Raw genomic sequence first — 23,969 nt, 5'->3', positions numbered from 1 at the left:
CCGGCACCGGCCCCCTCTCTTTCGTACAGGCGCCACCCCACCGCCGAGGAGGCCCCCATGCGTATCCCCGAACTCCCCCTCCACCGCCGCACCCTGCTCCAGGCCGGCGGGCTCGCCCTCCTGCCCGCCCTCGTCGCTCCCCGCACCGCCGAGGCCGCCGCCCCCGCGCGCCGCCGCCGCACCTCCACGCTTCCCGAGGCGGTCAGCTCCCCGCTCCCCGACCCCCTTCCGTACCAGGGGAGTTGGCAGCGGACCCCGGACGGCGGGCAGCACGCCTCCGCCGGATCCGGCACCGCGCTCGCCGTCTCCGAGCACCGGATCGGCGCCCGTGCCGGGGCCTCCGTCCGCATCACGGCCGATCCGGCCACCCCGCACGCCCGGGGCGGGCTCGTCCTGCGCGCCGCGGCCGACGGCTCCACCGGCTACGCCGTCCTCCTGGAACCCGCGAACGGCCAGGTGGAGCTGTTGGATCTGGCCGACGGCACCACCCTCGCCGCCGGCGGCAACGGTCCCGGCACGAGCCTCGACGTCACCTTCGACGGGCCCGCCCTCACCGTCCACGTCGACGGCGAACAGGTCCTCGCCACCGTCGACCACCGCCACACCGCGGGCCACGTCGGCCTCCTCGCCGACGGCGGCACGGTCACCTTCGGGCCTCCCCGGACCTGGACCGTCACCACCGACCTGACTGGCTGGACCGGCAGCGGCACCTGGACCCCGACCCCCCTCGGGCTCACCGGGGCCGCGCCCACGGGCACCAACATCCGTACGATCGCCGCCGAGGACGCGTACGACACCTCCCTCCAGGCGGACGTCCTCATCCACGACCCCTACGCCGTCGCCGCCCTCCTCGTCCGCGCCGACGCCACCGGCACCCGCGGCTACGCCGTCGAGGCCGACCCCAACCTGGGCCGCCTCCGCCTCTACCGCGTGGACGGCGACGTCACCCTCGCCACCCACTCCACCCCGATCACGCCCGGCACCGTCCACCGCCTGCGCGTCGAGGCCGAGGGCCGCCGCCTCCGCGTCCACTGGCAGAGCGACTTCCTCCGCCCCGACGGCTACGCCCCCGTCATCGACACCGAGGACCCGGCGCCCACCCCGCACCTCTCCGGCCGCCCCGGGCTCCTCGCCTACAACGGCCGGGCCTCCTTCGAGAACGTCACCGCCGCGGGCCCGCCCGCCGAACTCCCCGGCGCCACCACCCTCTCCGGCACCTGGACCCGCGACCTCAAGGGCCTGCGCGGGAACGACGGACTGCGCACCGCGCCCGCCCCCGACGGCCCCGACCTGGTCGTCTCCGCCGACGTGCGGCTCGCCGGGGCGCACGCGGCCGGACTCCTCGTCCGCGGCCACGAGCTCCTCCTGGACACCGCGACCGGCTCGATACGGCTCCTCGACCACACGAGCCGCGCCGTCCTCGCCACCGCGCCCCCACCCGTACGCCCCCTCCGCACCGGAACGCCGTACCGCGTCGAAGTCCACCTGCTCGGGGGCGAGTTCACCGCGTACGTGGACGGCGTGGACGTCCTGCGCGCCCCGAGGACCGCCACCGGCGACACCGTCGGGCTCGTCGCGGCCGGCGGCACCGCCTACTTCCAGGACGTGTACGCCGCCGACGTGCGCGACCACTACACCGAGCCGTACCGCCCGGCGGTCCACCACTCACCACGCTCCGGACCGGGCAGCGACCCCAACGGGCTCGTGCACCTCGACGGGGAGTACCACCTCTTCCACCAGGCCGAGGGCCGCTGGGCGCACGCCGTCTCCACCGACCTGCTCCACTGGCGCGCGCTGCCGATCGCCCTCGACCGGAACGAGTACGGCCACCGCTGGTCCGGCTCGGCCGTCGCCGATCCCGGCGACGCCTCCGGCCTGTTCGGCGGCGGCTCCGGCCTGATCGCCTACTACACGAGCTACCACCCGGACAAGATCGGCGGGAACCAGGCCGTCCGCGCCGCCTACAGCACCGACCGGGGCCGCTCCTGGCAGCCCTACGGCGGTCCCGAGCCGCTCGTCGGCAACCCCGGCGGCCCGGACGGCGGCTGGGACTTCCGCGACCCGAAGGTGGTCAGGGACGAGGCGCGCGACCAGTGGGTCATGGTGGTGTCCGGCGGCGACCACGTGCGCTTCTTCACCTCCCGGGACCTCCTCCACTGGACCCGCACCAGCTCGTTCGGCTACGGGGACTGGGTGGCCGGCGGCGGGGTCTGGGAGTGCCCCGACCTCATCCCGCTCCCCGTCGACGGCGACCCCGCCCGCACCGTCTGGGTCCTCACCTTCAGCACCGGCGCCGTCCGCTCCACCGACGGCTCCACCGCCCGCTTCCTCACCGGCGACTGGGACGGCACCGCCTTCACGGCGCACCAGGCCCCGGGCCCGGCCCCGCGCAGCGACCACGGGCGCGACTTCTACGCGGCCATCACCTTCGCCGACCTGCCCGACGCGCGCCGCGTCTGGCTCGGCTGGACCACCAACTGGGACTATCCGTTCAGCGCCCCTACCCACCCGTGGAACGGCCAGCACTCCGTCCCCCGCGAACTCACCCTCGCCGACGGCCCGGACGGCCCCGTCCTGCGCCAGTGGCCCGTCGCCGAACTGGCCTCCCTGCGCACCGGCACGACCGTACGCAGGGACCTCACGGCCGGACCCGGCGCGCCCGACCCCTGCGCGGGCTTCACCGGCACCACGTACGACCTGGAGGCCGAGCTCGTCCTCCCGCGGACCGGCGCCGCGACCGGCTGCTCCTTCCATCTGCGGACGAAGGACGGGCAGGCCACCCTCGTCGGCTACGACGCCGTCCGCGAACGCCTCTACGTCGACCGCACCGCCTCCGGACGCACCGACTTCACCCGCTTCTTCGCGGGCCGCACCGAGGCCCCGCTCGCCGCCGTACGGGCCGCCGACGGCAGCCGGACGGTGCGGCTGCGGATCCTCGTCGACTCCTCCTCCGTGGAGGTCTTCGGCGGCGCGGGCGAGGCCGTCGTCACGAGCCTGGTCCTGCCCGACCCCGACGCCGACGGGATCGCCTTCACCGCCGAGGGCGGCACGGTCCGGATCGCCGAACTCGCCCTCCACCGGCTCGCCTCCACCTGCCGCCTCTCCGCGACGCTCCCCGCCCTGCCCGCGCCCCCGCCGCCGGGGGAGTTCCGCACGGACCTCGGCACCCTGACCGCCGTCCCCGCCGGCCGCTGGGAGGCCACCGGCGCCGGGCACACCGGGGTCTTCGACCGCGACAGCGACGCGATGTCCACCCGCCGCTTCGCCGACCTCGAACTCACCACCCTGCTCCGGCTCGGCGGCCCCGACGGCACCCGGGGCGCCGCCTCACTGATCTGGCGGGCCTCCGCCGACGGCGCCGACGGGTACGTCCTCAACGTCGACCCCGACCTCCGGGCCGTCCGGCTCGTCGTCCGGCGCGGCGGCACCTTCGACGACGCGGCCGCCCTCGCCCGGGTCCCCGCGCTCGTACGGCACGGCGCCACGTACGATCTGCAGATCGTCCACCAGGGCACCCGCATCCAGGTCTTCCTCGACGGGAACCGGATCATCGACCTCACCGAACCGGCGGCCACCTACCCCGACGGCCACGTCGGCCTCAACGTCTTCGGCGGCCGGGCCGGCTACCAGAACACCCACGCCAAGGAGCTCTGACCCATGACCATCCTGGTGATCGGCGAGTGCGTCGCCGACATCGTGCGCGGCGCCGACGGCACCGAACGGGTCCACCCGGGCGGCAGCCCCGCCAACGTCGCCCACGGCCTCGCCCGCCTCGGCCGGGACGTCACCCTGCTCACCCAGCTCGCCGACGACCCCACTGGCCGGCTGATCGCGGACCACCTGAAGGGCGCGGGGGTACGGGTGGAGATCGGCGGCGCGCCCGAACGCACCCCGTCGGCGGTCGTCGCCCTCGACGCGCACGGAGCGGCCTCGTACACCTTCGACATCGCCTGGACCCTGGAGGCGGATGAGCCGCGCGCGGACCGGCCCGTCCATGTGCACATCGGCTCCATCGCTGCCGTCACCGCCCCCGGCGCGGCCACCGTCCTTGCCGAGGTCGAGCGGCTCCGCGGCCGGGCCACGGTCAGCTACGACCCCAACGTGCGGCCCGAACTGATGGGGGAGCACGCCGAGGCCGTCGCCCGCGTCGAGCGCTGCGTCGCGCTGAGCGACCTGGTGAAGGCGAGCGACGAGGACCTGGCCTGGCTGTATCCCGGCGAGGAGCCGGAGGCGGTCGCCGCCCGCTGGCGGGCGCTCGGCCCGGCCGTCGTCCTGGTCACCCGGGGCGCGGCGGGATCGCTCGCCCTCACCGGGCGGGAGACGGTCACCTCCGAGGCGCCGCAGGTCACCGTCGTCGACACGGTCGGCGCGGGCGACTCCTTCATGTCGGCCGTCCTCGACGTCCTGGCCGGACGGGAGACCTTCGACGGCCTCGGCGCCGAGTACCTCGCGAGGCTGCTGCGGAGGGCGGCCGTGGCGGCGGCCGTCACCGTCTCCCGGGCCGGCGCCCAGCCCCCCGACCGGGCCGAACTGGACGCGGCCGGGGAGCGGTTCACCGTCAGGTACGGGCGTGTGAGGTGATGTCCGCGGCGAACTGCTCCACCATCTCCGGCGTGACCGTCGGCCGGCACTCGGCGATGGCCTCCAGATAGTCCGCCGTGCTGGCGCCGGGCGCCGGGTCGTCGCCGCCGCGTCCGCCGACCGCGACGAGGTCCCGCTCGAAGGAGGCCTGGGCGGCGATCCGGGCCGCGTGCTCGATGTCGGCGGGCGTGAACAGCTCGCTCGCCAGCACCAGCTCGTCGATGTCGACGTCCGGCCGCCCGTCGGTGTACCGGGCCCAGATCGCGGCGCGCGCCGCCTTGTCCGGCGTACCGATCGGGATGAGGTAGTCGAAGCGGCCGGGGCGCAGGAAGGCCGGGTCGAGGGAACGGATCGAGTTGGTCGCGCAGACCAGCAGCCGCTCGTCCCGCTCCCGGAACCCCGGTATCAGCTTCAGGAGTTCGTTCGTCACGCCGTGCATGCCGCCGGGCTGGGCGGGCTCCGAGCGGACCGGGGCGATCTCCTCGACCTCGTCGATGAAGACCAGGACCCGCTCCAGCTCGGCGATCCGCGCGAACGCGGACCGCAGGGCGGCGGCGAGGTTCCCCTCGTCGGCGAGGCGGGACGGCAGGATCTCCACGAAGGGCCAGCCGAGCCGGGACGCGATGCCGCGCGCGAAGGTGGTCTTGCCGGTTCCGGGCGGGCCGAACAGACAGACCGCGCGCGGCGGTCGCACCCCGTGCCGGGTGGCGCGCTCCGGCTCGGCCAGGGGCAGCACCACCCGGCGCTCGATCAGGTCCTTCTCCCGCTCCATGCCGGCGACCTTCGCCCACAGGTCACCGGGGAGCAGCCGGCCGCCCAGGTCGTCGAGGAGACCCGCGGCGGGGCCGTGCAGCGGCTCCACCTTCTCGAAGTACGCCACGGCCGGCTGGCGCGTGTACCCGGCGTTCAGCAGGCCCTCGCCGAGGAGTTCCTCCTCCGGCAGGACGTAGGCGATGCGTCCGACCCGGGCCGCGACGAGCCGCCGCTCCAGCTCCACGAGCAGGGCGCTGGCGAGCCCCCGGCCCCGCCACGCCGAGGAGATCGCGATCCGCATGACCCAGGCCCGCTCGCCGGAGACACAGGCGAGCGCCGCGCCGATGGGGGCGCCCTGGTGCACGGCGACCACGGCCGGCTGACGGCTGGTGAGGGCGCCGATGCACTCGGCGAGCGAGAAGACGGACTCCTGCCCGAGCTCGGCGGTGGTGTCGATCAGATGGACGACGGCGGCGAGATCGCTCTCGCGGTAGTCGTGGATGTGCCAGTTCACCGGTGGTACCGCCCCTCGTTCGTGCTGTTGCGGCGAGGCTAGGCGGGCCCGTGGGGGCCGGTCGTGCGCCATCCTGCACAAGGCGGCGCGGGGAAACGCGCCGAACCGGCACTGGGCAGGAAACGGGTGCGGCCCCCGGAGGAGAACTCCGGGGGCCGCGTGCGTGAGCGGGTCCTGCGGCGGACGGGACCGTCAGTAGGCCGGGGCCAGCTTCGGGTTCGGGCCGTGCGCGTTCTGGTGCTGCTCGCCGTCCGTGGCGAGGAAGACGATCAGGATGATGCCGCCGACCAGGGGAATGAAGCCGATGAGGATGAACCAGCCGGAGCGGCCGGTGTCGTGCAGGCGGCGGACGGTCACGCCCAGGTACGGCAGCAGGACGGCCAGGAAGTAGATTCCCGTCAGCGCCGGGTAGATGCCGATCACGCTGTCGACGATCGCGAGGACGAACACCGCGATGACGTTGAACAGGTAGAACATCCAGAATTCCTTGCGGCGCGCACGGCCGCTGAACACCGCGTACTTCTTGAGAACGTCGAGGTACCAGTTCACTTTGTCCCCCCAAGGACTGGGTATGCGAGCGGGAGCCTGTCCCTGTGGAGCAAGCTTTACGCAGAACTTATGTGGCTGAAACCACGTGGGTCAATTCGTTACCCGGTAGTTGCCGTTCACACACAGGACGCGGTGAACGGCGGCACCTCCGGGAGAGGAGATGCCGCCGTTCCGGGAGAGGATCAGCGAAGGTCCGGGAGTCGGACGATCAGCAGGTCACGTCCTTCTCTTGCTCATGAGCAGTCCGCCGGCCGTGAGGGAGAACAGGCAGACGCACGCACCGGTGATCACATTGCTGAGGATCGTGCCGGTGTCGGGGTTCCGCGCGGCCACCCACGGAGCGATGATCAGCCATGCGCCGAGCAGCAGGACGACGAAGTTCAGGTCCTGCGACCGCTCGGGGGCCATCGACATGCACAGGCCGAGGACCGCGAGGGCGATGCCGACGACCAGGTTCGTGATGGCGAGGGTCGGCATGGCGGCGGAGAAGTGAACCACCCACGGGGAGATCGCGGCGTAGACACCGGCGAGGATCACGAGTTCTTCGACCGCCGTGACACCTCTGGTCTGGAGTACACGGGCATATCGTTCCCGCATTTCCGTCGCGTCCGGGTGTCCTGCGATATCACCACGACGGTGAGAGACGTCAGACATACGACCTCGCCTCCTTCTGGCGTCATGCACGTCTGACTGCACTTGCGGCAATCGCGCCGCTGCTTCATTGTGCGCTTATCTGGCCTTTATGTGTAGGTCTGCCCGATAAGGGATGTGCACAGAAAAGGGGTCGGGGATGTGCAGGGATCCACCAAACGGAGGGAATGTTCAACAAAAATTCAATGCAAGGGTGAACGGCTCTTCGTATCGGTATGCGTGAGGACGGCAACCGCCCCCGGGCGTAGCCTGGAAGTGGACTCGGGGACCGGACCTTTCCCACCGCCGGGAGTGCGCGATGGCCGGCATCGTACGGAAGACCTTCGACTCAGCGGACGAGACGCGTCCCTTTGAGGACGGCAAGGGCAGGCTCGACCTCCTCGTCGGCGACGGCGGTGCGGTCGGCCGCGCCGTCTTCGAACCGGGCTGGCAGTGGTCCAAGCACGTCAAGCCCATCGCCGGCACCGACAGCTGTCAGGCTGACCACGTCGGATACGTGGTCAGCGGCCGCATGAAGGTCGTCATGAACGACGGGGAGACGGCCGAGTTCGGCGCGGACGACTACATGGAGGTCAAGCCGGGCCACGACGCCTGGGTGCTCGGCGACGAACCCTGCGTGGTCCTCGACTGGCGCGGCTTCACGAACTACGCCCTGCCGCCGTCCTCCTGACGCCCGCGCGCCCTCCGCCCCGGGTGCGGCCACCCGGGGCGGACCCGGATCACCCCGCCGCCGGTGCCGCCGAGTCGCCGGACGCGATGCCGAACGCCGGCTCCGGCACCGACTCGGGCGCGAGCAGCACCGAGGAGCGGCCGTCCACGCCGACCGGCACGTCGCCGTCGATGGTCACCCGGCGCAGCTTGCGCTCGTGGTCGTCCGAGTCGTCCACGCCGTAGTGCTGGGTGGCGCGGTTGTCCCAGATGGCGACGTCACCGACCTGCCACTGCCAGCGCACCGTGTTCTCCGGGCGCTCGATGTGACCCTGGAAGAGGTCGAGCAGGGCGCGGGAGTCGGCGCCCGTCAGACCGCTGATCCGCTGGACGAAGTTGCCCAGGAGCAGGGTCCGCTCGCCGGTCTCCGGGTGGACCCGCACGACGGGGTGCTCGGTGAGGAACTTCGTCGACGCGAACACCTCGCGGAAGCGCTGGAGCTGCTCCGGCAGGACCCCGGGGCGCAGGGCCGCGTAGTCGTAGTCGTTGGAGTGCACGGCCCGCAGACCGTCGGCCAGGGTGCGCAGCGGCTCGGGGAGCTTCTCGTACGCCGTCGCGGTGTTGGCCCAGAGGGTGTTGCCGCCGTAGGGCGGGATGACGACCGCGCGCAGGATGGAGAAGGCGGGGTAGGCCGGCACGAAGGTCACGTCGCTGTGCCACTGGTTGGCCCGGCCGCCGTGGTCGGAGTCGATGGGGAAGGAGTAACGGCCGTCGGCCGACGGCACGGTGGGGTGGGCCACGGGCGTTCCGAGGAGTCGGCCGAAGGCCTCGTGGGCCTCCTCGTCCAGGTGGTCCTGGCCCCGGAAGAAGACGACCTTGTGCGCGAGGAGTGCGGCGCGGATCTCGGCGACGGTCTCGGCGGGGAGGTCGCCGCCGAGACGGACGCCGGAGAGGACGGCGCCGAGGCGGCCGCCGACCTTCTGGACGGTGACGGGGGTGGTCGCGGTCGACATGAGGGGGTCCTTTCGGCGGTCCGGGAAGTCCCGGAGGAATTAATCTCGGAGAGGAAGCAATGCGCTGACAGCTGTCCGAGGAGGGCGGTACGAGCCGGGCTCCGGGTCGGGGGTGACGCGGGGCCGGGGCGGTGAGTCGTACGAGACAGAGGTGTGCGAGGCGTGCGTGGGCGGCCGTCGGACCGGTGGGCCGGTCGCCGCGCGAGGGTCGCGAGGATCAGGCGCCGCGGACGGCGGGACAGGAGGAGGTCGCGAACATGTCCCGGAGACTCGCAGCGGCCGCCGCCGCACGTCAAGCGGCCGTCCGAGCACCGAACCGCCGCCCACGATGGTTGAATCGGCGCCTGCCCGGCGCCGGGTTCCGGACTCCGCGCACTCGGCGGAACCGCCGTTGACCAGCGACGATTCCCCTCCGTACGGAAGTCCCGGCCGGGGGCGAACGAGTGGTCGGCGGGCCCGCGTCCGGCGGCCCCGGGATTTCACAGCACCGCAACAGTGACCAGAGAGGCGACCATGACGACGACCACCCCGCACGGCTCCCGCATGGCGGGCGACGGCCGGCGCGAGGCCAACGCAGCCACCGTGCTGAGGACCGTCCTCGACCACGGCCCGGTCGCCCGCAGCGCCGTCGCACGGCTCTCCGGCCTCAGCCCCGCCGCCGTCTCGCGCCAGGCCACCGACCTGACCCGGCTCGGGCTCCTGCGCGAGCTGCCCGAACTCGCCGGGGGCGGGGGAGTGGGAAGGCCCCAGATCCCCGTCGACCTGCACGTCGGCGCCACCGGCGGCCCCGTCGCGGGCGGCGTCCACCTGGGCGTCCCCGGCTCGACGTTCGCCCTCGTCGATCTGCGCGGACAGGTGGTCGCCCGGCGCACCTACCCGCACGACGGCATCGCGCCGGACGCCCTGCCCGGCGCGATCGCCCGTGAACTGCGCGGCTTCCTCGACGCCCACACACGGGGCCGGCCCCTGCTGGGGGTCGGCGCCGCCGTCGGCGGCTGGGTGGACCCCGCCGAGGGGGTGGTGGTCCGTCACGACGCCCTGGGCTGGCAGCGCCGCCCGCTCGCCGCCGAACTCGCCCGCGGTCTCGGCGGCCGCACCGTACGCCTGGACAACCACGCCCGCTCCATCGCCCAGTCGGAGATCCTCTTCGGCCGGCCCGCCGCCCGCCGCAGCCTGGTCCACCTCTTCGTCGGCAATGTCGTCGACGCGGCCGTCGGCCTCGCCGGGGTCGTGCACCAGGGACCCGGCGCGGCCGCCGGGGTCGTCGCCCACCTCCCCGTACCGGACTCCACCGCGCCCTGCCCGTGCGGGCGTTCCGGCTGCCTGGAGGCCACCGCGTCCAACACCGCCCTCGCGGCCACCGCCGTCCGCCGGGGCATCGTGCCCGAGCCCGACACCTTCCTCGTGGTGGACGCGGCCGCGGCCGGTGACCGGCGCGCCGACCGGCTGCTGCGCGAACGGGCCCGTGCGGTCGGACGCGCCGTCGCGCTCCTGCTCGACGTCCTCAACCCCGATCTGGTCGTCGTGACCGAGCACTCCAGCATCCTCGAACCCGACTACCTGGAGGAGATCCGCGGGGCCGCGATCGACCTCTCGCACGTCTGCGACGACCCCGAACGCATCGTCAGTCCACATGCCGGACCGGCCACTCTCCCCGTCGCGGCGGGCACGGTCCTGCTGAATCCCCTGTTCAGAAGGCCTTTTGAGACCGTCGACGAGCTCCTGTCGGTGAGCGGCGCCGGTTGATTCCGTCTCGGTATGCGGTCAAGGGAAGTTGACCGCTCCACGAAGCCGCTGTCATATTGCTCCCGTGAATCAGGACATGCGCCTCATCTCCCGCAGGCACGTCGACCTCTGTCGACAGGCCAGCGCGGTCTGTGCCGTTCGCGCCTGATCCCGGCGCCGGTACCCGTACCGGCCTCGCCGCCCCCGCACCGGCCCTGCCGCACGCGGGCCCCTCGCACTTCTCCCGCTGAGACGCCCAGCGCCGATCCGGCGCGGCGGCGCGTCCTCCCCGTGTCCTTCCGCGGGCCCTCGCCGGCCCCGCGGGCGTCTCTGCGCGCCCTCTTCCTTCCGCAGCGGAACGAATCCGTGCACCCCGCACCCTGCGACCTCACACTCTCCTTCACAGGCAGGCATCGATGACCGAGCTGTACCCCTCCACGCCCACCGCCCTCTCCCGGCGCACCACCCTGCGCGCCGCGGGTGGCGGCACCCTGCTGCTCGGTCTCGGCCTCGCGGGCTGCCGCTCCGCGGTCTCCGAGGCCGAGGCGCCGGCCGGCCAGGCCGCCGCGGTGCCGAGGCGCGGGGGCACCCTCACGGTCGCCATCAACGCCGACTTCACGCCGAGCCTGCTCTTCGCCCAGAGCGGCCAGTCCCTCCAGCAGCGGCTCGTCTACAACACCCTCACCCGCTACGACGACCGGCTGAAGCCGCAGCCCGAACTCGCCACCTCCTGGGAGTACGCCAAGGACGGCCGCTCCCTCACCCTCAAGCTGCGCACCGGCGTGACCTACCACGACGGGCGCCCCTTCACCGCCGACGACGTGATCTTCGCGGTGAAGAACCTTCAGAACCCGGTCCGCGCCTCCCAGCTGAGGGCCACGGCCGCCGCCGTCACCGGCTTCGAGAAGCGCGGCGACCACGAGCTCGTCCTCAAGCTCGCGCATCCGGTGAACAACCTGTTCGACCTCTTCGAGTTCATGATCCTCACCGACCGGAACAGCGTCGAGGACGCCGTCACGGGCAAGAAGCTCAACGGCACCGGACCCTTCAAGCTCACCAGATGGAGCCCCGGCTCCGGCCTCTCCTTCACCCGCAACGAGAAGTACTGGCAGCCCGACCGCCCCTACCTGGACGCCGTCGAGTTCCGCGTCGTGCCCCAGGCCGACGCCCTGCTCTCCTCCCTCCGCACCGGCCAGTCCCAGCTCTCCTTCGACGTCCCCGGCAACAACCTCGCCACCGTCACCGCCACCCCCGAACTCGCCCTCAGCGAGTACGCCACCGGCGCCGGAGCCCTGTACCTCGGCGTCAACACCACGGTCGCCCCCCTGAACGACAAGACCGTCCGGCAGGCCCTCGCCCAGGGCGTCGACCGCGAGCGCATCCTCAAGCAGGTCCTCGGCGGCCACGGCCTCGCGTCCGCCACCCCCTGGCCCAAGTCCTCGCCCGCCTTCAGCGAGGCAGGCCGCACCCACTACACGTACGACCCCGGCAAGGCCCGCGAACTCCTCAAGTCCGCCGGCCACTCCCGGCTCGACCTCCCGCTGCTCCACCTGGGCCTGCCCGGCGACACCGCCGTCGCCGAAGCGATCCAGTACGACCTCCAGCAGATCGGCGTCCACGTCACCCTCCAGCCCACCGACCCGGCCACCGCCCAGAAGAAGCTCATCTCCCAGTCCATGCCCGCCCTGTGGACCATGGGCCACGGCTTCGCCCAGGTGCAGCCCGCCACCCTCGCCGTCAGCGCCTACCCCTTCAACGAGGCCAAGAACACCTCCAAGTTCCGCTCCGCCGCCTACAGCAAGGTCGTCCGCGAGGCCTGGACCACCCCCGAGACCGGCGCCCGCGCCAACGCGCTGCACCGGCAGATCACCGACACCCTCCTCGACGAGGCGTTCATCATCGACCTCGTCATCCGCGGCTCCGTCCAGGTCTCCGCGAAGAAGCTGCACGGCGTCACCCTCAACAAGTTCTCCTACCTCAACCTCGACGACGCCTACCTGGCGGGCTGACGTGCGCGGCTACCTCCTGCGGAGACTCCCCTCCGCCCTCCTCGTCCTCCTCGTCGCCTCCGTCCTCGCCTTCGCCGTCCTCCGGCTCGTCCCCGGCGATCCCGCCGCCGTCCTCGCCGGACCCGACGCGAGCCCCGAGGCCGAGGCCGCGATCCGGGCCCGCCTCGGCCTCGACGCGCCGCTGCCCACCCAGTACGCGAGCTGGCTCGGCGACCTCCTCACCGGCGACCTCGGACCCTCCTACGCGATCGGCGGACAGACCGCCGACCTCATCGGCGACGGACTCGGCGCCACCGCCGAACTCACCCTCGGCGCCCTGCTGTTCGTGGTCGTCCTCGGCGCCGCCTTCGGCATCCTCGGCGCGACCTCCCGCAACCGCTGGGTCCTCGGCACCGTACGGATCCTCACAACCGGTGCCCTCGCCGTACCGCCCTTCGTCACCGGCGTCCTCCTCGTCCTCCTCTTCTCCGTACTCCTCGGCCTCCTGCCCCCGGGCGGCCGCGTCCCCCTCCTCACCGCACCCGACCTCGGCGTCCAGTACCTGCTGCTGCCCTCCCTCTGCCTCGCCCTGCCCAGCGCCGCCGTCCTCGGCCGCTACCTCAAGGACGGCATCGAACGCGCCCTCGCCGAGGACTACGTCCGCACCGCCACCGCCGCCGGCATCGCCCCCCGACGGCTGCTCTGGCGGCACGCCCTGCCCAACGCCCTCCCGCCCGTCGTCACCCTCCTCGGCATGCAGACCGGCAACCTGCTCGGCGGCGCCGTCCTCGTCGAGGCGATCTTCGCCTGGCCCGGCCTCGGACAGCTCGCCCACCAGGCCCTGATACGCCGCGACTACCCCGTCGTCCAGGACCTCCTGCTCCTCCTCGTCACCGTCTTCGTCCTCGTCCAGCTGCTCACCGACCTCGTCCACGCCTGGCTCGACCCCCGGATCAGGTGGGAGTGACCGCCATGACCACCAGCACGCTCCTCCAGCAGGCGCCGCCCCGTGCGCGCCGCCCCCGCCACCCCTACCTCGCCGCCCTCGCCACCGCCCGCGGCCGCACCGGCCTCGCCCTCGTCGGCACCGTCGTCCTCGCCGGACTCCTCGCCCCGCTCCTCGCCGGACACGGCCCCACCGACCAGAGCGCCCTGGCGCTCGCCGGGCCCGGCGCCCCCGGGCACCCGCTCGGCACCGACGACCTCGGCCGCGACCTCCTCGCGCGCCTCCTGTACGGCATCCGCGCGGACCTCGGCATCATCGCCGCCGCCGTGCCCCTCGGCGCCGCACTCGGCTGCCTCCTCGCCCTCGCCGCGGCCGCGCACCCGCTCCTCGACACCGTCGTCCAGCGGACCTTCGACCTGATCCTCGCCTTCCCCGGACTGATCCTCGCGCTCGCCGTGACCGCGATCCTCGGCCCCGGCCGGCTGCCCGTGATCCTCGTCATCGCCCTCGCCGAGATCCCCGTCTTCGGACGCCTCCTGCGCACCGGCATCCTCGTCCAGCGCGGCCGGGAGTACGTGACGGCCGCCCGCGTCGGCGGCACCTCGGGGGGCCGGATCCTCACCCGGCACATCCTGCCCAACGCCGCCGACCCGCTCGTCGTCCAGATCGCCGTCTCCCTCACCGTCGCCGTCTTCATCGAAGGCGCCATGAGCTTCCTCGGCGTCGGCGTCCGGCCCCCCGAGCCCACCCTCGGAGCCGTCCTCAGCCAGTCCATGCCCTACCTCGCCCAGGCACCGCACTTCGCCGCAGGACCGCTCGTGACCGTGACCGCGCTCGTCCTCGGCCTCTCCCTGACCGCCGAGGCGCTGAACCGGGAGATCCGCCGATGACCACCCCGCCCCTCCTCGAAGTCCAGGGCCTCGACGTGGAGTTCAGCACCCCGGACGGCGGCACCCTGCACGCCGTACGGGACGTCTCCTTCACCCTCCGGCGCGGCGAGACCCTCGCCGTCGTCGGGGAGTCCGGCTCCGGGAAGTCCACCACCGCGCTCGCCCTGCTCCGCATGCTCCCCGGCACCGGCCGGATCAGCGGCGGCGCCGTACGCCTCGACGGCGAGGACCTCGCCACGGCCGGCGAGGACCGGCTGCGGGCCGTCCGCGGCGCCCGGATCGGGATGGTCTTCCAGGACCCGATGACCGCCCTCAACCCCGTCCTCACCGTCGGCCGCCACCTCGACGAGGTGCTCCGCGCCCACGGCGGCCGCGACAAACCGGAGCGTCGGGCCCGCGCCGTCGAACTCCTGCGCCTCGTCGGCATCCCCGACCCCGAACGCCGCCTCGACGACCATCCGCACCAGTTCTCCGGCGGCCAGCGCCAGCGCGTCCTCATCGCCATGGCCCTCGCCGGCGAACCCGACATCCTGCTCGCCGACGAACCCACCACCGCCCTCGACGCCACCGTCCAGGACCAGATCCTCACCCTCCTCGGCGAACTCACCCGCACCACCGGCACCGCGCTCGTCCTCATCACCCACAACATGGGCGTCGTCGCCCGCGCCTGCGACCGCGTCCTCGTCATGTACGGCGGCACCGTCGTCGAGGACGGCCCCACCGCCGACGTCCTCACCCGACCCCGCCACCCGTACACCGCCGGCCTCCTCGCCGCGGTGCCCCGCCTCTCCGCCCCCTCCGGCACCCGCCTCACCGGCATCCCCGGCACCCCACCGGACCTGAGCCTCCCGCTCACCGGCTGCGCCTTCGCCGCCCGCTGCGCCCTCGCCGAGGACCGCTGCCACACGGCCGCGCCCCCGCTCACCGCGGTCACCGGCACCGTACGCGTCGCCTGCCTGCCCGTCGTCGAGCGAGCCGCACACGCCGACGACACCGAACCCCCGCTCCCGCCGCCCCCGCCGCCCGCCCGGATCGACCGCCCCGCGCCCGGCGCCGTCGTCCTCGCCGCCGAATCGCTCAGCAAGACGTACGGCAGCCGCCGGCGCCGCTTCACCGCCCTCGACGGCGTCTCGCTCACCCTCGCGGCGGGCGAGACCCTCGGCATCGTCGGCGAGTCCGGCTCCGGCAAGTCCACCCTCGCCCGGGTCCTCGCCCACGCCCATCCCGCCGACGGCGGCCGCCTCCTCCTCGACGGCCGGGACGTCACCCGACCCGGCCGCGCCGAACTGCACGCCGTACGCCGCCGCGTCCAGATGGTCTTCCAGGACCCCTACGCCTCCCTCAACCCCCGCATGACCGTCGGCGAGATCGTCGCCGAACCGCTGCGCGCCTTCGGCATCGGCGCCCCCGGCGAGCGGGCCGACCGCGTCGCGGAGCTCCTCCGCCTCGTCGGCCTCGACCCGGCCGCCGCCGACCGCCACCCGCGCGCCTTCTCCGGCGGCCAGCGCCAGCGCGTCGGCATCGCCCGTGCCCTCGCCCCCGAACCGGCCGTCCTCATCTGCGACGAACCCGTCTCGGCCCTCGACGTCTCCGTCCAGGCCCAGATCGTCGGCCTGCTCACCGACCTCCAGCGCGACCTGGGCCTCGCCCTCGTCTTCATCGCCCACGACCTGGCCGTCGTCCGCCAGGTCAGCCACCGCATCGCCGTCATGCACGGCGGCAGGATCGTGGAGACCGGCGACGCCGACGAGCTGTGCGAACGCCCCCGCGACCCGTACACCCGGGCGCTGCTCGCCGCCGCGCCCGAACCCGTACCCGTACGCGTCGTGGCCGAGGCGGTGTCCGCATGAGCGCCTGCTGCACCCCCGGACGCGGCTGCACCGGACACCAGCCGGCGGCCTCCGCACTCCTTCCGCTGCCGACCGTACGGAAAGCCCCGCCCGCCCACTCCCTCCTCGAGCTGCCCGGAGGCACCTTCCGCATGGGCGACTCCTTCGGCGAGGGCTACCCCGCCGACCACGAGGGACCCGTACGGGAGGTCACCGTCGCCCCCTTCGCGATCGACGCCACCGCCGTCACCAACGCCCGCTACGCCGAGTTCGTCGAGGCCACCGGGTACCGCACCGACGCCGAACGCTTCGGCTCCTCCTTCGTCTTCCACCTCCGGCTCCACCCGGCCGCCGAGCGCCACGTCCTCGGCCGGGTCCCGCAGGCCCCCTGGTGGCTCGGCGTCTCCGGGGCCGCCTGGCACAGCCCGGAGGGCCCCGGCTCCGGCGTCGAGGACCGCGCCGACCACCCCGTCGTCCACATCTCCCACGACGACGCCCTCGCCTACTGCGCCTGGGCCGGAGTCCGGCTGCCCACCGAGGCCGAGTGGGAGTACGCGGCCCGCGGCGGCCTCGACGGCGCCCGCTACCCCTGGGGCGACGACTTCACCCCCGACGGCCGCGAGATGTGCAACACCTGGATCGGCACCTTCCCGCACGTCTCGGAACGCCCCGGCGGCCGGGTCGGCACCGTCCCCGTCACGGCGTACGAACCCAACGGGTACGGCCTCCACAACACCTCCGGCAACGTCTGGGAGTGGTGCGCCGACCCCTGGGACGAGGAGGGCCGCGAACGCGTCATCCGCGGCGGCTCCCACCTCTGCCACGCCTCCTACTGCAACCGCTACCGGGTCGCCGCCCGCTCCCACAACACCCCCGACTCCTCGACCGGCCACGGCGGCTTCCGCGTCGCCCGCTCGCTCGCCCTTCCGGAAGGAACCACCCCCGCATGAGCACCGCCCCCCGACGCGACCCCTACGAAGGCTTCGCCGGCCGTGTCGGCCGGACCTTCGCCGAGTCCGAGCCCGCCTGGCCGACCCGTACCACCCCGCCCGCCAAGGCCCCCAACATCGTCGTCGTCCTCGTCGACGACATGGGCTTCAGCGACATCGGCCCCTTCGGCTCCGAGATCCCCACCCCGGTCCTCGACGGCCTCGCCGACGGGGGAGTGCGGCTCGGCAACTACCACACCATGCCGCTCTGCTCCCCGGCCCGCGCCGCCCTGCTCACCGGCCTCAACCCGCACCGCGTCGGCTACGGCATGGTCGCCAACTTCGACCCCGGCTTCCCCGGCTACGGCATGGAGGTCGCCGAGGACATCCCCACCCTCGCCGAACTCCTCCACGACGCCGGCTACGCCACGTACGCCGTCGGCAAGTGGCACCTCGTCCGCGACTCCGCCTCCAACGCCGCCGACCACCGGGGCAACTGGCCCCTGCAGAAGGGCTTCGACCAGTACTACGGCGTCCTGGAGGGCCTCACCAGCCTCTTCCACCCGCACCAGCTCGTCCGGGACAACAGCCCCCTCGACATCGACGAGTTCCCCGACGACTACTACTACACCGACGACATCACCGACCAGGCGATCTCCATGGTGAAGTCGCTGCGTGCCCACGACCCCGACAAGCCCTTCTTCCTGTACCTCGCGCACAACGCCGTCCACGGCCCCCTCCAGGCCAAGGCCGAGGACATCGCCCGCCACCGCGGCCGCTACGACGAGGGCTGGGACGCCCTGCGCGAGCGGCGCTTCGCCGCACAGATCGCCGCCGGACTCTTCCCGCCCGGCACCGAACTCCCCGCCCGCAACAGCGAGACCGGACTCGACGTCCCCGCTTGGGACTCCCTGACGGAGGATCAGCAGCGGCTCTACGCCCGCTACATGGAGGTGTACGCCGCCCTCGTCGACAACATCGACCAGAACCTCGGCCGGCTCACCGACACCCTCGCCGCGCTCGGCGAACTCGACAACACCATCGTCGTCTTCACCTCCGACAACGGCGGCACCGGCGAGGGCGGCCTCGAAGGCACCCGCTCCTACTTCAGCCGCTTCGTCCACCACCCGGGCCTGCCCGGCGACTGGAACCCGGACGTCGACCGCGACCACGACCTCATCGGCGGCCCCCGCAGCCTCGTCCACTACCCCCGGGGCTGGGGCATGGCCTCCAACACCCCCTTCCGCCTCTACAAGGGCGACACCTACGCGGGCGGCGTCCGCGTCCCCTTCGTCCTCTCCTGGCCCGCGGGCGTCAGGGACGGCCGGCTCACCGGCGGGCACCGGCCCCAGTACCAGTACGTCACCGACATCGCCCCGACCCTCCTCGAACTCGCCGGCCTCACCCGCCCCGAGACCCGCCGGGGCACACCGCTCCAGGAGCTGGACGGCACGAGCTTCGCACCCGTCCTCGCGGACCCCGCCCACGACTCCACCCACCCCGAGCAGTACTGCGAGATGTCCGGCAACCGCAGCCACTACCGCGACGGCCACAAACTCGTGACCCTGCACGAGCCCGGAGCGCCCTACGACGACGCCGAATGGGCCCTCTACGACATCAGGACCGACCCCACCGAGATCCACGACCTCGCCGCCGAGAACCCCGAGCTCGTCAAGGAGCTCTCGGCCGCCTGGGAGGAGGCCGCCTGGCGCAACGGCGTCTTCCCGCTCCCCGACCACACCGGCGCCCTCGCCCGCCGCAACCCCGCCGAGGAGCGCCTGACCCGCCCCCTCACCCTGCTCCCCGGCACCCCGGAACTGGAGCGCTACCGCTCCTCACGGCTCGTCTCCCTGCGCTCCTTCGAGATCGCCGTGGCCGTCGAGGAGAGCGGCGAGGGCGTCCTCGTCTCGCACGGTGACCAGGGCGGCGGCTACAGCCTGTACGTCGAGAACGACCGGCTGGCCTTCGCGTACAACGAGTACGGCGACCTCCACGAGACCGACGCGGGCCCCCTCGCCCCCGGCCCCCACGCGATCCTCCTCACCGCGACGGCCGAGGAGGGCCTCCGCTGGCGCTTCACCGTCACCGTCGACGGCGAACACCGCGCCACGCCGGACAGCGTCCACCAGCTCATCGGCATGGCCCCCTTCCAGGGCATCAGCGTCGGCATCGACCGCAAGTCCCCGGTCTCCTGGCCCCTCTACGAACGTCACCGCTCCTTCCGCTACACGGGCCGCCTCCACTCGGTCACCTACCGTCCGGGCGCCCCGGGCCCCGACGCCCCGGACACGGTGGCGGCGGCCCTGAAGGAGGCGGCAGCGGCCTTCGAGTAGACGCCCCTCTCCCTACGGCTCCGGTCCAAGGGCCGGGGCCGCCCGCCCCCGGTGTTGACACGTGTAAGTGACGGTGACAGGCTCCTTCCCGGCCCCGTGTGCCCGCGCAGAAGGAGCAGCACCCATGAGCACCGTCGTCACCACCGCCCGAGGACCCGTGCGCGGCGAGCGCCGTGCGGACGGCAGTCTGCGCTTCCTCGGCATCCCGTACGCGCAGCCGCCGGTGGGCGAGCTCCGGTTCGCCGCTCCGGTGCCGCCGGAGGCGTGGTCGGAGCCGCTGGACGCGACGGCGTACGGGCCGACGGCGCAGCGGCGTCCGTTCGCCGAGGTCACGACGATTCCCGAGCCGTCGGTCCCGGGTGCCGGGGTGCTGAACCTGAACGTGTTCACGCCGGATGCGGACCCGGAGGCCGGGCTGCCGGTCCTGGTCTGGATCCACGGCGGGGGTTACGTGGCGGGGTCGGCCGCCAGCCCCTGGTACGACGGGGCCGCGTTCAACCGGGACGGGATCGTGCTCGTCTCGGTCGGCTACCGCCTCGGCATCGAGGGCTTCCTGCACCTGGAGGGCGCGCCCGACAACCGGGGCGTACGGGACTGGATCGCGGCCCTGGAGTGGGTGCGGGACAACATCGCCGCCTTCGGCGGCGACCCCGCCAAGGTCACCATCGCCGGCCAGTCGGCGGGCGGCGGCGCCGTGCAGACCCTGCTCGCCGTCCCCTCGGCGCGGGGGCTCTTCCGGGGTGCGCTCTCCGTCTCCGGTGCCGTCATGCGGCCCGACGGGCCCGAGGTCGCCCGTGCCGCGGCCCGGCTGTTCACCTCCCGCACCGGCGTCCCGGCGACCGTCGCCGCCCTGCGCGACCTGACCGACGACGAGCTCCTCGACCTCCAGGACCGCCTGGGCGAGCCCGGACCCGACCGCGAGGGCCTGGCGCCGATGCTGGCCCTCGCCCCCTTCGCCGACGGCGAGCTGATCCCCGTACCCGTGCTCGACGCCCTGACGACCGGCGAGGCGGGCGCCGACGTGCCGCTGATGCTCGGCTTCACCGAGGACGAGTTCTCGATGTTCCCCGCGCCCGGCCCGGACGGCCCGCCGCTGCCCGTCCTCCTCGGCGGGCTCGGCCTCGACCCGGCCAGGGCCGGGGCCTTCGCCGAGGCGTACGCGGCGGGCGGCGAGGAGCGGTACTTCGGCCAGGCCCTGACGGACACCGTCTTCCGCGCCCCGAACCTCGCCGTCGCCGACGCCCGCGCCGCGCGGGAACGGCCCACCTGGTTCTACGAGTTCCGCTGGCGGTCGCCCGCCCTCGGCCTCGCCTTCCACTGCCTTGACCTGCCCTTCGCCTTCGACCTCCTCGACGCCGAGGGCGTCGCGGCCGTCGCCGGGGACGCGCCGCCGCGCGCGCTCGCCGACGGCATGCACCGGGCCTGGGTCGCCTTCGTCACCGACCAGGACCCCGGCGCCGACTGGCCGCGCTACACCTCCACGGAGCGCGCCACGAAGATCTGGGACGCGGAGCCCCGGGTCGTCGCGGACCCCGTGCGGCGGGTCCGCGAGCTCTGGCTCGACTGAGCGGGGCGGCTGCCCCGGGACCGTGTCACACGTTCTTCACGCGCCGTGCATGGTCCCGCGGGGCGGCTGCGCCGATGATCGACTGACGTCCAAGGCCCGTACCGGGGCCCGCTGTTCGGACGACGTCGTTCCTCGCCCCCGCAGCCTCCCCAAGGAGCCCCGACATGTCCAGCCGCCGCCGCTTCCTCGCCGGGTCCGCCGCCACGCTCGGCCTCGGGGCCCTGCCCGCGACCGGCGCCGCCGGGACCGCGGTGGCACAGGCAGCGGCGGCGGTGCCGGAGGACACCACCCGCCCGCCGAACCTGGTCGTCGTCCTCGCCGACGACCTCGGGTACGGGGAGCTCGGCGCGTACGGCCAGAAGCTCATCGCCACCCCGCGCCTCGACGGACTCGCCGCCGAGGGACTGCGGTTCACGGACGCGTACGCGGCGGCGGCCGTCTGCGCCCCCTCCCGCTGCTCGCTCCTCACCGGCCTGCACACCGGTCACGCGACCGTGCGCGCCAACCCGTCCGGGGCGCAGGGCTCCCTCACCGCCTCCGACACCACCTTCGCCGAGGTGCTCAGGGCCCGCGGCTATCGCACCGGCGTCATCGGGAAGTGGGGCTTCGGGCCGGAGAGCGCCGGCCAGGACAGCCACCCCAACGCCCGCGGCTTCGAGGAGTTCCACGGCTACATCGACCACACCCACGCCCACCAGTACTACCCGACGTACCTGTGGCACAACGGCGTCAAGGAACCGATCCCCGCGAACGAGAACGGCGCCCGGGGCGTGTACGCACCGGACCTGCTGCGGCAGCGGGCGCTCGACTTCCTCGACCGGCACGCCGCCGAACCGTTCCTCCTCCTGCTCACCCCGACCGTCCCGCACGCCCCCAGCGACATACCCGACACCGGCGCCTACGCCTCACGCAGCTGGACCGCGGCCAACAAGGGGCACGCCGCACAGGTGAGCCTCTTCGACTCCCTCGTCGGCGACGTCGTCGACCGGCTCCGCGCCCTCGGCCTGGAGGACGACACCGTCCTCCTCGTCACCAGCGACAACGGCCCCCACGAGGAGGGCGGGGTCAACCCCGACCTGTTCGACGCCAACGGGCCGCTGCGCGGGTACAAGCGGAACCTCTACGAGGGCGGCGTTCGCGTTCCCCTCGTCGCCTGGGGCCCGGGCCGCGTCACGCCCGGCACCAGCGACCGCCCCACCCCGCTCACCGACCTCCTCCCCACCCTCGCCGAACTCGGCGGCGCGCCCGCCCCGTCGGACGTCGACGGACTGTCCGCCGCGCCCCTCCTGACCGGCGGGGGAGCGGCCGTCGCCCGCCACGACCACCTGTACTGGTTCCGCGACGAGCGGGGCGTCACCTCCCGCGCCGACGCCCAGGACAAGCAGCGCTCCACCTGGCTCGCCGAGGCGCTCCGCAAGGATCAGTGGAAGGCGGTCAGGTTCGCCCCCGTACGCGACCACGCCCTGCCCGACGACCAGTGGCAGGTCGAGCTGTACGACCTCGCCACCGACCTCGGCGAGACCTCCGACCTCGCCGCCCGCCACCCCGCCCGGGCCGCCGAGCTCGTCGCCCTGATGCGCTCCTCCTGGCAGGACCCGTACCCGCGGGCCGCCTTCGGCGCCACGCTGGCGGTGCCGTCGCTCGCGGTGCCGGGGCAGCCGTTCACCGCGACCACCACGCTCGCCAACGGCTCCTCCAGGGCCTGGAGTTCCGCCGCCCTCACCCTGCGCGCCCCCGCCGGCTGGACCGTACGCGCCACCACGGCCACCGCCGCCGCCCAGCTCGCCCCCGGCGCGCGGCTCGCCGCCACCTGGCAGGTCACCCCGCCCGCCGACGCCCCGACGGCCACCCCGTGGACGCTGACCGCCGAGGGCACCGGCCTCGCCCCCGGCGGCCCCGTGCGGTACACCGCGGACGGCACCGTCACCACCCCGCCCCCGCCGCCCGTCCGGGACAGCTACCTCTCCGACCTGCCCTGGATCCGCGCCGTCAACGGCTGGGGGCCCGTCGAACGCGACACCTCCAACGGGAAGAACGCCGCCGGGGACGGCACCCCCATCGCCTTCGGCGGCACCACCTACGCCAAGGGCCTCGGCGTCCACGCGTACAGCGACATCGCCTTCCACCTCGGCGGCGTCGGCAACCGGTTCACCGCCCTCGTCGGCATCGACGACTTCTCGGCCCGCCAGAGCTCGGCCGGAGCCACCCGCGCCACCGTCTACGGGGACGACCGGATCCTCCTCACCACCCCCACCCTGACGGCCGCCACCGGCCCCGTGCCGGTGGACGTCGACGTCCGGGGCGTCCGCGTCCTGCGCCTGGAGGTCACCGACGCCAACAACAAGACCTCCTTCGACCACACCTCCTGGGCCCTGGCCCGCGTCACGGTCGGGTAGACCGGGGATCGCTCAGGAGGCCTCGTCCCCGGTCGCGGCGGTCTGGCCGAGCGTGTGGCCGCTGCGGGCCGAGCGGGCCCGCCTCGGGTCCGGGGTGCCGTCGGGGGCGGCCCGCTCGTCGTCGTGCTTGACGAGCAGCCACGCCTCCCGGTCCCCGTCGTCGCCCGTGCGGATGCGGGTGAGGGAGTACCCGCCGTGCAGCTTCCGGCCGTCGAGCCAGAACGAGGCGTGGCCCCGCTCCAGGGCCTCGCCCAGCGGCAGGGCGTCGCCGTGGCGGTCGGTGGACAGGTCGCGGTACGTGCCCTCGTCCCAGACGATCACGGTTCCCGCTCCGTACTCCCCGGCCGCGATCACCCCTTCGAAATCCCGGTACTCCAGCGGATGGTCCTCGGTCGGCATCGCGAGCCGCCGGTCGTGCGGGTCGGTGGACGGGCCCTTCGGGACCGCCCAGGACTTCAGCACACCGTCCACTTCGAGCCGGAAGTCGAAGTGCATGGCGGTCGCGTCGTGGATCTGCACGACGAAGCAGGGCCGGTCGCCCGTCCTGCCGCGGCCGCCGCCCTTCGGCTCGGTCGTCCTGGAGAAGTCGCGCCTGCGACGGTACGTCGCCAGCGTCTGCCGGGCGGTCATGGCCACCTCCTCGGGTGTCGGGGCCCG

Annotated in this window: 18 protein-coding genes; 13 read left to right on the top strand and 5 right to left on the bottom strand. The window is 73.7% G+C overall.

Annotated elements, in window-relative coordinates; genetic code table 11:
- The first annotated feature begins 57 nt into the window (after window positions 1-57).
- Both ACWGN5_RS20820 and ACWGN5_RS20815 read left to right on the top strand, forming a co-directional pair.
- On the top strand, window positions 58-3,654 hold the full coding sequence (locus ACWGN5_RS20820) for a glycoside hydrolase family 32 protein (RefSeq protein ID WP_453517200.1): 3,597 nt from the start codon (window positions 58-60) through the stop codon (window positions 3,652-3,654).
- Window positions 3,655-3,657: 3 nt separating this feature from the next.
- Complete coding sequence (locus ACWGN5_RS20815) at window positions 3,658-4,581, top strand: carbohydrate kinase family protein (RefSeq protein WP_453517198.1); 924 nt, start codon at window positions 3,658-3,660, stop codon at window positions 4,579-4,581.
- On the opposite strand, the gene ACWGN5_RS20810 is transcribed toward ACWGN5_RS20815, so the two are convergent.
- The 3 genes from ACWGN5_RS20810 to ACWGN5_RS20800 all read right to left on the bottom strand — a co-directional run bounded on the left by ACWGN5_RS20810 (window position 4,559) and on the right by ACWGN5_RS20800 (window position 7,051).
- A complete protein-coding gene (locus ACWGN5_RS20810) occupies window positions 4,559-5,848 on the bottom strand; it encodes an ATP-binding protein (protein WP_453517197.1) in 1,290 nt (429 codons plus the stop codon). The two genes, ACWGN5_RS20815 and ACWGN5_RS20810, sit on opposite strands and share 23 nt — an antisense overlap.
- Before the next feature lie 192 nt (window positions 5,849-6,040).
- The gene (locus tag ACWGN5_RS20805; RefSeq protein ID WP_453517195.1) at window positions 6,041-6,397 is read right to left on the bottom strand and encodes a DUF805 domain-containing protein; all 357 of its coding nucleotides are present in this window, start codon (window positions 6,395-6,397) and stop codon (window positions 6,041-6,043) included.
- Between the two features lie 216 nt (window positions 6,398-6,613).
- Window positions 6,614-7,051: an SPW repeat protein gene (locus ACWGN5_RS20800; protein WP_453517192.1), complete on the bottom strand. Its 438-nt coding sequence runs from the start codon at window positions 7,049-7,051 to the stop codon at window positions 6,614-6,616.
- A 295-nt stretch (window positions 7,052-7,346) separates the two neighbouring features.
- On the opposite strand from ACWGN5_RS20800, the gene ACWGN5_RS20795 reads away from it, so the two are divergent.
- Window positions 7,347-7,718: a cupin domain-containing protein gene (locus ACWGN5_RS20795; protein ID WP_453517190.1), complete on the top strand. Its 372-nt coding sequence runs from the start codon at window positions 7,347-7,349 to the stop codon at window positions 7,716-7,718.
- 49 nt (window positions 7,719-7,767) lie between these two features.
- Here the strand turns inward: ACWGN5_RS20795 and ACWGN5_RS20790 are convergent, their stop codons facing one another.
- Window positions 7,768-8,709: a TauD/TfdA dioxygenase family protein gene (locus tag ACWGN5_RS20790; RefSeq protein ID WP_453517187.1), complete on the bottom strand. Its 942-nt coding sequence runs from the start codon at window positions 8,707-8,709 to the stop codon at window positions 7,768-7,770.
- Window positions 8,710-9,222: 513 nt separating this feature from the next.
- Here ACWGN5_RS20790 and ACWGN5_RS20785 point away from each other — a divergent pair.
- From ACWGN5_RS20785 to ACWGN5_RS20740, 10 genes are all read left to right on the top strand, one after another.
- Window positions 9,223-10,455, top strand: coding sequence for an ROK family protein (locus ACWGN5_RS20785; RefSeq protein WP_453517185.1), 1,233 nt, complete (start codon window positions 9,223-9,225; stop codon window positions 10,453-10,455).
- 76 nt (window positions 10,456-10,531) lie between these two features.
- Entirely contained in the window at window positions 10,532-10,603 is a 72-nt protein-coding gene (locus ACWGN5_RS20780) for a putative leader peptide (RefSeq protein WP_313896399.1), read from the top strand.
- A gap of 247 nt (window positions 10,604-10,850) precedes the next feature.
- Window positions 10,851-12,443 (top strand): ABC transporter substrate-binding protein, encoded by a 1,593-nt coding sequence (locus tag ACWGN5_RS20775; protein WP_453517183.1) that lies wholly within the window; start codon window positions 10,851-10,853, stop codon window positions 12,441-12,443.
- Window position 12,444: 1 nt separating this feature from the next.
- Complete coding sequence (locus ACWGN5_RS20770; protein ID WP_453517180.1) at window positions 12,445-13,389, top strand: ABC transporter permease; 945 nt, start codon at window positions 12,445-12,447, stop codon at window positions 13,387-13,389.
- A 5-nt stretch (window positions 13,390-13,394) separates the two neighbouring features.
- A complete protein-coding gene (locus tag ACWGN5_RS20765; RefSeq protein ID WP_453517178.1) occupies window positions 13,395-14,258 on the top strand; it encodes an ABC transporter permease in 864 nt (287 codons plus the stop codon).
- Window positions 14,255-16,108 (top strand): ABC transporter ATP-binding protein, encoded by a 1,854-nt coding sequence (locus ACWGN5_RS20760; protein WP_453517175.1) that lies wholly within the window; start codon window positions 14,255-14,257, stop codon window positions 16,106-16,108. The genes ACWGN5_RS20765 and ACWGN5_RS20760 overlap by 4 nt, the downstream gene beginning before the upstream one ends.
- Window positions 16,105-17,037, top strand: a complete 933-nt coding sequence (locus ACWGN5_RS20755) for a formylglycine-generating enzyme family protein (RefSeq protein ID WP_453517173.1) — start codon at window positions 16,105-16,107, stop codon at window positions 17,035-17,037. The genes ACWGN5_RS20760 and ACWGN5_RS20755 overlap by 4 nt, the downstream gene beginning before the upstream one ends.
- Window positions 17,034-19,349 carry an arylsulfatase gene (locus ACWGN5_RS20750; protein WP_453517171.1) on the top strand — a complete coding sequence of 772 codons (2,316 nt, stop codon included), beginning with the start codon at window positions 17,034-17,036 and terminating at the stop codon, window positions 19,347-19,349. Before ACWGN5_RS20755 ends, ACWGN5_RS20750 begins: the two co-directional genes overlap by 4 nt.
- 124 nt (window positions 19,350-19,473) lie before the next feature.
- Entirely contained in the window at window positions 19,474-20,916 is a 1,443-nt protein-coding gene (locus tag ACWGN5_RS20745) for a carboxylesterase/lipase family protein (RefSeq protein WP_453517168.1), read from the top strand.
- A gap of 164 nt (window positions 20,917-21,080) precedes the next feature.
- Window positions 21,081-23,312, top strand: coding sequence for a sulfatase-like hydrolase/transferase (locus ACWGN5_RS20740; RefSeq protein WP_453517166.1), 2,232 nt, complete (start codon window positions 21,081-21,083; stop codon window positions 23,310-23,312).
- 12 nt (window positions 23,313-23,324) lie between these two features.
- On the opposite strand, the gene ACWGN5_RS20735 is transcribed toward ACWGN5_RS20740, so the two are convergent.
- A complete protein-coding gene (locus ACWGN5_RS20735) occupies window positions 23,325-23,942 on the bottom strand; it encodes a DNA polymerase ligase N-terminal domain-containing protein (protein ID WP_453517164.1) in 618 nt (205 codons plus the stop codon).
- Between the last annotated feature and the right edge of the window lie 27 nt (window positions 23,943-23,969).

The sequence above is a fragment of the Streptomyces sp. NPDC055815 genome, assembly GCF_053616475.1.
The sequence above is the reverse complement of the archived record's forward strand: the minus strand, read 5'-3'. Positions and strand labels throughout refer to the sequence as shown.